The organism is Actinosynnema sp. NPDC091369 (assembly GCF_044757065.1).
GTDB lineage: Bacteria > Actinomycetota > Actinomycetes > Mycobacteriales > Pseudonocardiaceae > Actinosynnema.
In genome coordinates this window covers 49,302-62,426 of the sequence record NZ_JBIVUG010000012.1, presented here as the reverse complement: position 1 = coordinate 62,426, position 13,125 = coordinate 49,302, and the positions used below count along the sequence as shown (strand labels likewise).

The 13,125-nt window shown below is 69.9% G+C and carries 11 protein-coding genes and 1 tRNA gene; 1 reads left to right on the top strand and 11 read right to left on the bottom strand.

Annotated features, from left to right (window positions below; all coding sequences use genetic code 11):
- Positions 1 to 481: 481 nt before the first annotated feature.
- The 11 genes from ACIQMJ_RS32960 to ACIQMJ_RS32910 all read right to left on the bottom strand — a co-directional run bounded on the left by ACIQMJ_RS32960 (position 482) and on the right by ACIQMJ_RS32910 (position 10,774).
- Positions 482 to 820: an immunity protein CdiI family protein gene (locus tag ACIQMJ_RS32960; RefSeq protein ID WP_499764892.1), complete on the bottom strand. Its 339-nt coding sequence runs from the start codon at positions 818 to 820 to the stop codon at positions 482 to 484.
- The gene (locus ACIQMJ_RS32955) at positions 817 to 1,620 is read right to left on the bottom strand and encodes a hypothetical protein (protein ID WP_499764891.1); all 804 of its coding nucleotides are present in this window, start codon (positions 1,618 to 1,620) and stop codon (positions 817 to 819) included. The genes ACIQMJ_RS32960 and ACIQMJ_RS32955 overlap by 4 nt, the downstream gene beginning before the upstream one ends.
- 176 nt (positions 1,621 to 1,796) lie before the next feature.
- On the bottom strand, positions 1,797 to 4,193 hold the full coding sequence (locus tag ACIQMJ_RS32950) for an ATP-binding protein (protein WP_499764890.1): 2,397 nt from the start codon (positions 4,191 to 4,193) through the stop codon (positions 1,797 to 1,799).
- 6 nt (positions 4,194 to 4,199) lie between these two features.
- A complete protein-coding gene (locus ACIQMJ_RS32945; protein ID WP_499764889.1) occupies positions 4,200 to 4,811 on the bottom strand; it encodes a DUF6879 family protein in 612 nt (203 codons plus the stop codon).
- Positions 4,804 to 5,088 (bottom strand): hypothetical protein, encoded by a 285-nt coding sequence (locus ACIQMJ_RS32940; protein ID WP_499764888.1) that lies wholly within the window; start codon positions 5,086 to 5,088, stop codon positions 4,804 to 4,806. The genes ACIQMJ_RS32945 and ACIQMJ_RS32940 overlap by 8 nt, the downstream gene beginning before the upstream one ends.
- Before the next feature lie 286 nt (positions 5,089 to 5,374).
- Positions 5,375 to 5,803, bottom strand: a complete 429-nt coding sequence (locus ACIQMJ_RS32935) for a hypothetical protein (RefSeq protein WP_499764887.1) — start codon at positions 5,801 to 5,803, stop codon at positions 5,375 to 5,377.
- Between the two features lie 645 nt (positions 5,804 to 6,448).
- Positions 6,449 to 6,521, bottom strand: a tRNA-Ala gene (locus ACIQMJ_RS32930).
- 130 nt (positions 6,522 to 6,651) lie between these two features.
- A complete protein-coding gene (locus ACIQMJ_RS32925; protein ID WP_499764886.1) occupies positions 6,652 to 7,410 on the bottom strand; it encodes a DsbA family protein in 759 nt (252 codons plus the stop codon).
- A 67-nt stretch (positions 7,411 to 7,477) separates the two neighbouring features.
- Positions 7,478 to 8,794, bottom strand: coding sequence for an MFS transporter (locus tag ACIQMJ_RS32920; RefSeq protein WP_499764885.1), 1,317 nt, complete (start codon positions 8,792 to 8,794; stop codon positions 7,478 to 7,480).
- Positions 8,795 to 8,855: 61 nt separating this feature from the next.
- Complete coding sequence (locus tag ACIQMJ_RS32915; protein WP_499764884.1) at positions 8,856 to 9,668, bottom strand: GNAT family N-acetyltransferase; 813 nt, start codon at positions 9,666 to 9,668, stop codon at positions 8,856 to 8,858.
- 5 nt (positions 9,669 to 9,673) lie between these two features.
- Positions 9,674 to 10,774: a glycosyltransferase gene (locus tag ACIQMJ_RS32910; RefSeq protein ID WP_499764883.1), complete on the bottom strand. Its 1,101-nt coding sequence runs from the start codon at positions 10,772 to 10,774 to the stop codon at positions 9,674 to 9,676.
- Between the two features lie 29 nt (positions 10,775 to 10,803).
- Between ACIQMJ_RS32910 and hrpB the strand changes: the two genes are divergently transcribed.
- Entirely contained in the window at positions 10,804 to 13,125 is a 2,322-nt protein-coding gene (gene hrpB, locus ACIQMJ_RS32905; RefSeq protein WP_499764882.1) for an ATP-dependent helicase HrpB, read from the top strand.

Sequence of the window (13,125 nt, the reverse complement as noted above, 5' to 3'; positions counted from 1 at the left end):
ACCGTCCGGTGGTGCAGCGGTGTCACCCACCTGACCGAGGCAGCCCTGCTCGCGGCCTACGACGGCCCGCCACCTACGCACCGAGGTCGAAGCCCTGCACCGGCCTCCCGCCGACGACACGCCCACGGCACGACCATCACCCTGCGGATTGGGGTGCGCGGTTCAGAACATCTACCGGATCTGGTCAGCCAGGCAATGCGCGCTGCAGTCATACCCGAGACGCACGGACCCACCACATCGACGAACTGCGCCCAACACCCGCCAAAGCACGCCAACTGCGGAGAAGTGCAGCCAACAGGAAGTAGAGCCTCACTCCGCCAGTGCTGTTCCACAAGTGCCCTGACCAGCGCAAACAGCGAACCAGTACGTCAGCCGGTGCCGTTCACGGCCGTTCGCAGCCGTCTCACGTCGTTCAGTTCTTCCGTATGCTCCAGATTTGCTCCACACACCGCGGTGTGATCGGCGCCAACAGGTGCCGACCTCAACCTCCGAACACGCGGTCCCCACGCGCGGTGTGGAACTCCACCCGTACCGGCAACGCCGCGGCCAACCGCTCAGCCAACAGCTCACCCCGCTCGTGCCACGCCGCCGTGGTCGCCTCGTCGGGGAAGCCCGAGCTCTCCGGGTCGCTGCGGTTGTACACGGCCTGGAACTCGTCATCCCACGCGTCGATTGCCTTCGCCAAGTCCGCAGGTGCACCGAACTCGGACACGAGTCGCTCGGCAGAGCAGTTGTCGGCGATCACCTCGTCCGCGGTACGGACCCAAAAGGGGAAACACTCCCACTCGGGCGCCACTCGGACCGAGATCAGTCGGCTCATTCTCCCCATCCTCGGTAGTTCGGATCCGCCTCCGCACGCGGGTCATGTCGCGCGTCCTTGAACGGTGTGGACGCACTGCGGATGTTGGCGCCGACGATGAAACCGTTGTCACCCACCGACACCGTGATGTAGTGCGTCCGGCCACCGTACTGGACCTCGAAGATCGGTCGCCCGGGCGGCTTGCCCTGGTAGTAGCCCGTGTACTTGCCCTCGGTGGCAGCTCGGTGCACCACCTCGGCGATCTTGTCCTCAGGGATCCCCGCAGCGGTGAACTCGTCCTTGTGCTTCATCACGTGCGCAAGGCCGGACTCCGTGTTGGTACGAGGATTGACCCCTCCCTCCTCCAGGAAGACAATCTTCCCGTTGGGGTCCCTGCCGATTTCGCCGACCTTGTCCGCAGAGATCTTCACGCCGTTATCCTGAGCTTCGGCGATGAGCTCCTGCTTCTCCTGCTCCCGACGTTGCCGCTCGACCTCGCGCGGATCCTTGTGCTGCGGATCAGGGTCCTTCCGACTGAGCCTGTCGACCAACTCCTTCAGCATGCGCCAGGCCATGCGCAGTACCTCGGCGAGCCCGTCGAGCCGTTTCGCCACGTTGGTAATGGTCTTGAGCAGCTTGCGCACGACGTCCGCGATCTTGGCGGCGTACTTGGCGACCAGGCTGGTGGCCTGCATCGCCACCACTGGCGTCGCGGCACCACCCGTGACGAGAAGTTCCAGTCCCCAGACCACGAGCCTGCCGACCGCGTCGGCGATCAGGTCCCGCACGAACTCCCGCACCGCCGCCACGACCTCGCCCATGATCGTGACTCGGCCGTCCCTTCGAGCAGGGCGTACAGCAGCGATCGCCGAAGAGGCTGACGGCACCCGATCGGCGCACCATCGGATTTGCTCCTGGGCAGAAGACAGGGAACAGGACCGGAATGGGTCGACAGGTTCGCGACGAGGACACCGTACCGGCGCCGCGTACAGGCCGATCAGAGCGTTGCAGGATCGTCTTCCCCGTCCCGGCGGAGTGCGTCGACCTCGGCGTGGTGACGGTGGGCAGCTGGGTCGTCGAACTCAGCCAAGAGGATTGCGGCCTCGTCGAGGGCGCTCGCTGCGGCTTCCGCGCCTTCCGTGGCGATCAGGACGGCTCCCAGGTTCCGGAGGGCTATGGCCATCCGCCACTTCTCTCCGGATTGACGGAACACGTCCACCGCATACCGGTGGAACGCGGCGGCATCCGCGGGTCGTCCGGACCGCTGGTACGCCTCACCGGTGGCGTCCAGGACAGCGGCCTCCCTGATCCGGTCGCCCAGCTGCCGCTGGAGCGACGCCGCGCGCTGGTAGAGGACCAAGGCCGCTTCGGGATCACCGAGAGCCAAGGACACCTGCCCGGCCTCCAATGACCAGAACGCCTCCCACGCCGGATTCTTGCGATCTCTCGCGATCGACAACGCGTCACCGATGAAGCGTTGCGCTTCGTCCGGAAGGCCGAGCAGGCGGTGCACGTGGCTAAGCCCGCGCAACGCGTCGCCTTCGCCACCAGGGATCGACAGGCGCCGGTATCCGGCCAAGGCGACTTGGAGCATGGGTAGGGCCTCCTCCGGACGGTCGAGGTCGATGAGAGCGTTGGCGATGTTGTTGGAAGCCACTGCTGTCCAGTAATCGTCAGCCAAGTCGTCCGCGATCTCTCGGGAACGCCGGAAGTGCCGCAGCGCCGTGTCCGGTTCGTGGTTGCGCAAATACGCCAGACCTAGCGCGTTGGTGGACGCGAGCTCGCCGCGCCGGTCGCCGATCTCCTGCCTGATCGACAGCGCCAGTGTTTGGTGTTCAATCCCCTTGGTCCGGTTCCCCTGCTGCGTGTGTGCCTTGCCCAGACTCTCCAACGCGTCTGCTTCACCGCGGCGGTTCCCCGATCGGCGGGCTGCGTCCAGACCCGCCACGCCGGTCGTGACCCAGTCGTCGAAATGGTTGTAGCGGGCGTAGATCTCACGCAGGACGTCAGCCAGGAGTGCCACCACTTCGTCCCGCGCCTGCTCGCCCAGGACCCGGATCATCGACCGGAGGTTCCGGCGCTCGTGCTCGTACCAGGTCAAAGCATCTTGGTGGTTCGCGAATGCCGGGGCGGACACGTCCTGGGGCAGCGGCGGCAGTTCGCGTGCAGCGGTTTCGGGGATCAGCGCCCGGACCGCGTTCCACGCCGCGTGCAGGTACCAGGCGGCCAGGCGTTCCAGGGCCGCCGTCGCCGCCTCCGGTGGTTCCTCGGTTCGCGCCTGGTCTTGAGCGTAGAGCCGGAGCAGGTCGTGGAACTCGTAGCGGTCCGGCGCCGTGCTCTCCAGCAGGTGCGCGCCGGCCAGGTCGTCGAGCAGGCGCCGCACGGTGGACACAGGTTCGCCTAGCAGCGCCGCGACAGCCGCGGGGCCGAAGTTGTCACCGGGGTACAGGCCGAGCATGCGAAACAGTCGGCTCGCCCCCTTGGACAGTGCCCGGTAGGACCACGCGAAGACGGTGCGGACGGCGTCGCTGTCGTCCGATCCCAGGGCATCCCACAGGCTCGACTCGTCCCGCAGTTCGGTGATCATGTCCTGCAGTGACGTCTGCGGTTTGCCGATCGCCCGCTCCGCCGCTATGCGCAGTGCCAATGGAAGACGTGCACACAGCCTGGCCAGTTGCGTCAAGTCTTCGTCGTCGTCCTGGGGGCGGTATTCCTGGGTGAGGTCCCGCAGCAACGACACGGCTTCGTCGAGGGGGAGGATGTCCAGTCGCAGCCGACGCGCGCCGTCCCGGGACACCAGACCGGCGAGCTTGTCGCGACTGGTCACCAGCACGAGGCACCCGGCGGTACCCGGCAGGAGCGGCCTTACCTGGGCAGGTGAGGCCGCGTTGTCAAGCAGGATTAGGAACCTACGGCCTGCCAGGAGGGATCGGAACAACGCCGAGCGTGCGTCCAGGTCGGCCGGCACGAGGTTGCCGGGCACGCCCAACGCGCGCAGGAAGCGGTCGAGTGCCTCGTCCGGGCCGATCGGCAGCCCGGCGTCGTAACCGCGCAGGTTCACGTAGAGCTGACCGTCCGGGAAGTCCCCGGCGACTTGGTGCGCCCACCGCACCGCCAGCGACGTCTTGCCCACACCGGCGGTGCCGACCACCACCCACACCACGACCCGGTCCGCCACCTCCGCCGATGTCAGCGTGAGCAATTCGAGGTCGGCGGAACGGTTGACGAAGCCACGCACGTCAGCAGGCAGCTGTCGTGGCATCGGCGCAGTGGGGCGCCCGGAGCGGTGGAAGTGCACACCGCCGATCACATCACGGGCTTGGACGACGTCCTCGGCTGATCCGCTCAGGTCGTTGTGCGATTCACCCCATCCGTGCCTGTCGGGTCCGGTCATGACCTGTCAGCCCGCCAGGGGTAATTGCCTGGCCACCTCACGGTCGAAGAACGAACCAAGTTCTTCGCCCTGGTCGTACAGGGAAGCCACGACGTCGCCCCAGTGCCCGACCTCATCGGGAACCGTGCACTTCACCGCACCGCTCAACACGCCTTCATCGTCGTAAAGGACCTGGTAGGCGATAGTCCGGCCGAGGAGGAAGAGTTCGGGTAGCACCGTGCCGCCGGTTTCGAGCGCACGAACCTGGTCACACTCGACCACCCGGATCTTGCCGCCTACCTGGTGGCGGACGTGGAGCGAGGTCAACTCCCAGAGCAGGTACGGTGTGATCGGTTTCTCCACCACCCGCACACGACGCACCTCCATGCCCATGTCGCTGATCCTGCGCTCGTAGGCGGCGATGTTCGCACGTCCCTCCTCCAGCAGGTCGAGCGATCTGCGCCAGTCGTTGCGTCTGGACGCCTCCCAGCTCTCGTTGGAGGACTCGACGAACTCCTGACGCCGTTCCAGCTTCCAGTTCACGCCGTTGTTGTCGTGCCAGAAGTTGTCCTTGAAGTCATCGAGGTACTCGTCGACGCTCAGTCTGGTGCCGCCCAGGACAGGCTCGAGGTCACTCATCAGCGATGTCCCTCTTGGCTGCTCGCAGCATGACACCGGGGATCACGACGAGTTTCTCGTCCGCGCCGATGTGGACGCCGTCGGGTAAGCGGGATGCGTAGTCCGCTGTGAGGTCTCGACCGATGACCGCGATGTCGCCGTTGCCCAGCTCCCAGATGTCCGGGCAGGAGGGGTCGTCGTTGGTGACGCCCAACTGGACGGCTGACCTGCCAAGTCGTTTGGCGAAGTGCGCGACGGGATCGGCTTCCCAAGGACGACTCATGAAATCCCCTTGCATTCGAGGTGATCCCGGAAATACTGTATGGCGACACCATGTTCGAGCGACTTCACCACTTGACACCCGATGTTAGTGAGCACCACACCACCTCAGTCCGCATAAATGCGGACTCGGTGCCCGTTCCGTCGAAGTGGGATCACCGCACAGGCGTAGTGGGAACACATGATCGACCGACGCTATTCACATCGAGCGCATTTGCCGACTTCCACCCCTCCGTCTGGACGACACACTTTTGGGCTACACACCCTCTGCGTTGGTCGCATCGAGGGATGTTGCGTCCTCCTGGCTACGGTGAAACGAAGCCGTGGCCAGGAGCGATCACCACGAGGTGCGTGATAATTGAGTTCAGATCCGGCGGAGCACGGTGACCTCGCGCCGAACTCCAGCACCGCCTCGGCGGCGGCTTCAGCGGACGGCGCTTGAAGGCCATCTCCAGGTCGGTGAACTCGTCGTCCGGAAGCGCGAGGGCGGCTTCCGGTGTCGGGAACAACCACGCTGGCCCGTGGGGCGTGAGGACTTCCTCGCCGTGCGCCTCGCAGAACGTCCGGTAGAGCTTGCGCGCCTGACCCGCTCGGATCACCTGCCGGATGATCGACGTCACCAGGGCATCCCACAGGTCCGGGTTGTGCCGGCGCCCCACCGTGCCGGCCGCGCGCAGCACGTCCACCACCTCATCGGTGCCAGTCAGCCCGTCCGGATCGACGACATCGAGCACAGGACTGTCCTCTTCGCCCCGCACCGGGTGTGCCTCCGTCCGGTTGCCACCGGTCTCGCGGGTGTGCAGGTCAGCACCCAGGTAGAGCTTCCGGAAAGGACGGCGCGATAGGCGGTTCCGCTTGCCGACAGCCAGGAGGGGTGGTCGGTCATCACCGAGGACACGATCACGGCGAGCTCCCTGGGGCGGGTTGGCAACCACCCATGATGCCGAGACCGCTCCGTCGTCTCGGGAGATCGGCCGGTGTGGCGGATTCACGAACGAGTTGTCGGAGAAGTCCGCCGCCGAGGCTCAGCCACATCGTCATGCGCGCAGCGACCACCACCGTCCCCCGCGACCAACAGAAAAACCAACCGCGGGTTCGGACACTAGACGCCCGCTGACGGCCGCACCGACGATCCTGAGGTCATGGCACCGGCGCCGAAACTGACGACGCCTACAGCCACAGAAAAGTCCTCAGGCAGATCCACCCGGCCAGGTTGGTGAGAGCTGGAGCACACAGCTGACAACATCCAGTCCGGAGCGACCGCCTGCTCCAGAATTGCTCCAGCTCGGCCACCGCAGTCCACAGTAGACAGAAAAGCAAGACCGCCCGCCACCTGCATTACCGCAGGTGGCGGGCGAATCAGACGAACTATTAACTTGTGGAGCTGAGGGGACTCGAACCCCTGACCCTCACACTGCCAGTGTGATGCGCTACCAGCTGCGCCACAGCCCCTTGCCTGCACGTTTCCCGGCGGTTGGGGCCGCCGTTCTCGTGTGGCAATACCGTACAACACGGCACCCGCCTGGGCGAAATCGGGGGGTGCCCTAACGGCATCCGGGCTGCTCGGCGGGGGTGTGACCGCCTACTTGAGCAGGTTGGTCAGCCAGTCCCGGTCGTCCCACGAGACGATCTCGCCGTCCCTCATGACGGTCGGCGTGCCCTTGAACTTGCCGGTCGCCTTCACGGCGTCCAGCTCGGCCTGGGCGTCCTTCTCGTGCGCACCGCTGTCCACGCACTGCTTGAACGCGTCACCGGTGATCCCTAGGTCCGTGCCGAGCTTCACCAGTTCCTCCTTGGTGTGCCCCGGCCCGCCTTCCTCGGGCTGCCGCGCGAACAACGTCTCGTGGTACTCCCAGAACTTGCCCGCGTCGGCCGCGCACAGGGCCGCGTTGGCCGCGTCACGGGAGTAGCCCTCGGGATCGGAGAGCCGGATCAGGAACGGCAGGGCGTGGTAGCGGACGCGGAGGTTGCCGGCTTCGATCTCCTGCTTGATCTGCTCGCCGTAGGCTTTCTTGAAGCTGCCGCACGCGGGGCACAGGAAGTCCTCGTACAGGTCGAGGGTGACCTTCGCGGAGGTCTCGCCGACGACCACGGCGCCACCCTCGCGGGCGATCGGTGCGGAGATGCCGCTGACGGCGGGCGGGTTGGCCAGCGAGTCGTCGGAGTCCGACCTGGACGACCAGATCACCCCTCCGATCACGGCCACGGCGAGCACCACCACGACGACGACACCGATGACGACCTTGGTCCGGTCGCTCGACGTGCCGCGCGCTGCGGCCACCGCCTTGCCCGCCCGCTGCTGCTGCTTCTTCTTCCGAGCGTTGCGCTCCGCGCCACCCACCGCACTGCCCTCCCGGTCACAAGCCGGCCCGCAGGCTATCGAGAGATGCTGAGCAGAACCTGAGCGCTCACGCGTCCGGCTGACGCGGTCGGCCCGACACGCGCTCGCCGACGGGGACCTCGGGTCCCTCGTCGAGGCACCCCGACTCCCCGGCCACGTCCGCGGCGACGTGCGTCTCCTCGGCCCGCGGCAGGGTCTCCGGCGCGAACAGCCAGAACACCAGCGCCACCGCCGCCATCGCACCCGTCAGGGTGAACGCGGCCTGGTACGAGAGCTGGTCGACCAGCACGCCGGCGAGCAGCGGCCCGACGATGGCGCCGCAGTCGGCGACCATCTGGAACGCCGCCAGCACCGGCCCGCCCTTGGCCTTCGTCCCGATGACGTCGGCCACGACGGCGTTCTGCGGCGGGTTGAGCAGCCCGGCGCCGATGCCCGCCACCAGCGATGCGGCCATGAACATCGGCACGCCCACGCTGAACCCGAGCCACACGGTGCCGACGGCGGACACGGCGAGCCCGGCGATGGCGACGGGCTTGCGGCCGATGGTGTCGGCGAGCTTCCCGGAGATCATCAGCACGGCGGCGTTGCCCGCGGCGAACACCGACAGGGAGATGCCGGCGATGGCGGGCGTGCTGTGCAGCGCCTCGACCACGAACAGCGGCACGAGCGAGATGCGCACGCCGAACACGGCCCAGCCGTTGGCGAAGCCCGACGCCAGGGCCGCCCGGTACGCCGACAGCCGCACGGCTGTGCGCACCGGCATGGACTCCTGCTCGACGGACTTGTCCAGCGCGGCGGCGAGCGTGGACCGGCGCAGGAACCACCACACGACGAGGGCGGCCACCACGAGCGCGACCGCGTAGGTGACGAACGGCACCTGGATGGAGATCTCGACGAGCGCCGCGCCGACGATGGGGCCGCCGATGTTGCCGAGCAGGAACCCGGTCGCCCACAGCCCGGACGCCCGGCCGCGCATGGGGGCGGGCGTGATGCGGATCAGCAGGCCGACCGCGGCGACGGTGAACATGGTCGACCCGATGCCCGCGAACGACCGGAACACGATGAGCTGCCAGTACGCGGTGGCGAAGCCGCACGCGCCGGTGCCGAGGGCGACGATGAGGATGCCGACGATGTAGACCCACGTCTCGCCGAACTTGTTGACGAGCCGGCCGCTCATCGGCGCGAACAGCAGCCTGACCAGCGCGAACGAGCTGACCACGGCGGACACGGCGAACGTGCCGACGTCGAAGCTCTTGGCGTACGCGGGCAGGACGGGGGCCACGATGCCGAACCCGAGGGCGATGATGAAGCTCGCCACGACGAGGACCCACACCTCGCCGGGTAGCCGGGGCTTGACCTTCGTGTCGGACCCGGTCCCCAGCACTGTGCGCCCCTTCCGATCTCCGTTAGCTGTGCTAAGGATATGCGGTACGGCAACCAATTACTCAATCGAGCAGCTCGTCGACCCTGCGCGCGTACGCCGTTACCGGATAACAAACGTCGAAGCCGCAAGCTTCCACGAACCGCTCGCCCGCCCCGCCCTCGGCCACGTGCGAGGCCACCAGCAGCGCGCCGGCCTCCCGCAACTCGGCCACCACGCCCAGCACCAGCGCCTGGCCCAGCCCGCGCCGACGACGGGCCGGCCGCACGACCGCGTGCTCGACCAGCCCGACCCGGCGCTCGCCGAACCCGGACGCGAACCCGCCGATCCGGTCGCCGTCGTCCACCACGACGAACACGCACCGCGGGTCGTCCAGCCGCTGCCCGAGGTGCCGCAGCAGCCGCGGCCCGTCCACGCCCAGGTCGTCGGCCAGCAGCTCGGCGATGCCTTCGAGGTCGCCGTCGTGCGCGGGCCGCACCAGCGGCGACCGCCGCACCTCGCCGCGGTGCACGACGGCCAGCGACTCCTCCACCGCGTGCCACCCGGTGTCGTCGGCGATGCCCTCGATCTCGGCCACCGTGGTCGGTGACGCGTACAGCACCGCCTCGGCCCGCCCCACGTCGGCGAACGTCTGCTCCAGCCGCATCAGCGTGCCCGCGACCTCGGCGGACGACCCGTACACGCCGCACGCGTGGTTGCCGCCGGGCAGCGGGTTGTCCCGGTTCACCACGACCTGGGCGACCCCGACGCGGCCGACCTTGCCGTACCGGACGGCGCCGGAGGCCAGCCGGGCGGTTTCCACCAGCCCGGCCAGGTCCCGGGCCCGGTACGGGTCGAGCAGTTCGGGGTCGTCGGGGTCGCGCAGCGGGTCAACCACGGACGTCAGCCTCGCACGTCCCGGTCCTTCCACTTCGTGGTGCCGTGCAGCGCCTGCCACGCCGCCTCCAGCGACATCGCGCCGAACGTGACGTAGGACAGCGGCGCGAGCACGGCCGCCTGCTGCGGTTGCCGGGACCGCCGCAGGAAGATCCACCCGGCGGCCGTCTGCGCCAGCCACGCGAGCAGCCCGAGCTTGGACCCGCGCAACGCCGCCACCACGGGCACCACGCCGTACGCGATGTGCGCGAGCCCGGTCGACCCGAGCGACAGGAACGCGCTCGCCGGTCCCTTCGCGTACAGGGAGGTGCCCGCGACCATGCTCTTGCGCATCGACGCCCACGTTTCGCCGAACGTGTCCAGGCCCGACGTGGTCAGCGAGTCCGCCCCGTCCACGTACCGCGTGCGCCCCCCGGTGTCGCGGATGAGGGTGGCGAAGCCGACGTCGTCCGCGCGCGACCCGGCGATGGCCGCCCAGCCGCCCGCCCGCTCGTACATCGCCCGGCGGACCAGGATGCAGTGCCCGACGGCCAGCGCCATGCCGCGCCGCCCGTCCACGGTCGTCGTCTCGAACAGCAGCTGGTTCACCGGCGGCAGCAGCAGCCACCACCCGGCGCCCGGCCTGGTCCCCCGCCCGGACGTGGACACCAGGTCCAGCTCGCCCTGGAGCGCGCCCGCCAGCAGCCGGCCGACCAGGTCGGGCGCGGCCTCGGTGTCGGCGTCGACGAACAGCAGCCAGTCGGTGTCGGCCCCGGCGGTGCCGACGTGCAGCGCGTGCACCTTGCCCGCCCAGCCGGACGGCGGCCCGGAACTGCTCACCAGCCGCACGCGCGGGTCCTGCTCCGCGTGCCGCCGCACGATCTCGGCGGTGCGGTCGGTCGACGCGTCGTCGACGACCACGATCCGCAGGTCCGCGTAGTCCTGCTCGCGCAGCGCGGCGACGCACCGGTCGATGTTGCGCTCCTCGTCGCGCGCGGGCACGACCACGGTGACCGGACCGGCGTCGACCTGCGCCATCGGCAGCCGCTTGACCTCTTGCCAGACCTTGAACGCGACGGCCGCGCGGGCCAGGGCCACCGCCGCGCCGAGGGCACCCCATTTCCCCATGGGTCCACAGTGGCACAAGACTGGACGGCGTGGAGCTGCCGAACCTGCCGATCCGCCCGCTGCTCGGCGACATCGCGGCCACGCTGACCGCGCACGGCTCGGCGGTGCTGGTCGCACCGCCCGGCACGGGCAAGACGACGTTGGTGCCGCTGGCGCTGGAGGGCCGCGTGGTCGTGGCCGAGCCGCGCCGGCTGGCCGCCCGTGCCGCCGCCGCGCGGATGGCGAGCCTGCTCGGCGAACCGGTGGGCCGGACCGTGGGCTACTCGGTGCGCGGTGACCGCAAGACGTCGAAGGACACCCGGATCGAGGTGGTCACCTCGGGGCTGCTGGTGCGGCGGTTGCAGCACGACCCGGAGCTGGCGGGCGTCGGCACGGTGCTGCTGGACGAGTGCCACGAGCGCCACCTGGACGCGGACCTGCTGCTGACGCTGCTGCTCGACGCCCGCGCCGGGCTGCGGCCGGACCTGAGGCTCCTGGCGACGTCCGCGACCGTGGCCGCCGACCGGCTGGCCGAGCTGCTGGGCGACGCGCCGGTGATCCGGGTGGAGGCGCGGACGTTCCCGGTGGACGTCGCGCACACCCCGCCGGCCCGCAACGAGCGGGTCGAGGCCACCGTCGCGCGCGCCGTCCGCCAGGCGTTGTCCGAAGTGGACGGCGATGTGCTGGCGTTCCTGCCGGGCGTGGCGGAGATCCGCCGGTGCGCCGGGCTGATCGGCGACGACGTGGACGTGCTGCCGCTGCACGGCCGCCTCGCCGCCTCCGCGCAGGACGACGCGTTGCGCCCGGGTCGCCGCCGGCGGGTCGTGCTGGCCACGGCCATCGCCGAGTCGAGCCTGACCGTGCCGGGGGTGCGGGCGGTGGTGGACTCGGGCCTCTCGCGCGTGCCGCGGGTCGACCACCGGCGGGGGCTGTCGGGCCTGGCCACGGTGCGGGTCAGCGCGGCGGTGGCGGACCAGCGCGCGGGCCGGGCGGGACGGGAGGCGCCGGGCCGGGTCTACCGCTGCTGGCCCGCGCACGAGCACAGCACGTTGCCGCGCTACCCGGAGCCGGAGATCCGCACCGCCGACCTGACCCGGTTGGCCCTGGAGCTGGCCTGCTGGGGCGTGCCCGACGGCGAAGGGCTCGGCTGGTGGGACGCACCGCCGCAGGGCGCGCTGGACGCGGGCCGCGCGGTGCTGCGCGCTCTCGGCGCGCTGGACCCGAACGGCGTCACGGACCGGGGCCGCCGGATGGCCGACCTGGGCCTGCACCCCCGGTTGGCGCGGGCGTTGCTGGACGGCGCTGCGGCCGTGGGCGCGCGCACGGCCGCCGAGGTGGTGGCGCTGCTGGACGACGACCGGGCGAGTTCCGGCGTCGAGCTGTCGACCCGTGACGCCGACCCGCGCGAGGTCCGCCGCCTGGCCGCGATGGTCGACGGTACGGGCCGCGGCGACCCGGCGCTGGTGGTCGCGCTCGCCCACCCGGAGCGGTTGGCGCGCAGGCGCTCCCCCGGGTCGCCGGTGTACCTGATGGCGGGCGGCACGGCGGTGGAGCTGCCGCCGGGCAGCGGGTTGGCCGACGCCGAGTGGCTGGCCGTGGCCGTCGCGGACCGGGAGGCGGGCCGCGCGCACGGCCGCATCCGGTTGGCCGTGCGGGCGGACGAAGAGCTCGCCGTCACCGCCGCGTCGTCCCTGCTGACCTCCGAGGACGACGTGCGCTGGGACGGCGACGTGGTCGCGAACCGGCTGCGCAAGCTGGGCGCGATCACGTTGTCCAGCAAGCCCTTGCACGACCGCGAGGCGATCCGACGAGCGCTGCTGGAAGGTCTGCGCACGGAGGGCACCGGCCTGCTGCGGTGGGACGCGGACGGTCTGCGCACCCGTGAGCGGATGGCGTTCCTGCACCGCGTGATCGGCGACCCGTGGCCGTCGGTGGACGACGACGCGCTGCTCACCGTGGTCGACGTGGGTGACGCGCGGCGCAGGGCCGACCTGGCCCGCATCAGCGGCGAGCAGGTCGTGCGGCGACTGCTGCCGTGGCCCGCCGCGGCCCGGTTCGACGAGCTCGCGCCGGACCGGCTGGAAGTGCCTTCGGGTTCACGCATCCGGGTGGACTACTCGGGGCCCGAGCCGGTGCTGCCGGTGAAGGTCCAGGAGGTCTTCGGCTGGACCGACACGCCTCGCCTGGCCGACGGCCGCGTGCCCGTCGTGCTGCACCTGCTCTCCCCCGCCGGCCGCCCGACGGCCGTGACCGGCGACCTGGCGTCGTTCTGGCGGACGGGATACCCGCAGGTCAGGGCCGAACTGCGGGGTCGCTACCCCAAGCACCGCTGGCCCGAGGACCCGATGACCGCCCACGCCGCGCGCCGCTAG

Coding starts and splice junctions, on each gene's coding strand:
- ACIQMJ_RS32955 (WP_499764891.1), bottom strand. CDS start 1,620: ATGGGCGAGGTCGTGGCGGCGGTGCGGGAGTTCGTGCGGGACCTGATC.
- ACIQMJ_RS32960 (WP_499764892.1), bottom strand. CDS start 820: ATGAGCCGACTGATCTCGGTCCGAGTGGCGCCCGAGTGGGAGTGTTTC.
- ACIQMJ_RS32940 (WP_499764888.1), bottom strand. CDS start 5,088: ATGCAAGGGGATTTCATGAGTCGTCCTTGGGAAGCCGATCCCGTCGCG.
- ACIQMJ_RS32945 (WP_499764889.1), bottom strand. CDS start 4,811: ATGAGTGACCTCGAGCCTGTCCTGGGCGGCACCAGACTGAGCGTCGAC.
- ACIQMJ_RS32910 (WP_499764883.1), bottom strand. CDS start 10,774: ATGGGGAAATGGGGTGCCCTCGGCGCGGCGGTGGCCCTGGCCCGCGCG.
- ACIQMJ_RS32950 (WP_499764890.1), bottom strand. CDS start 4,193: ATGACCGGACCCGACAGGCACGGATGGGGTGAATCGCACAACGACCTG.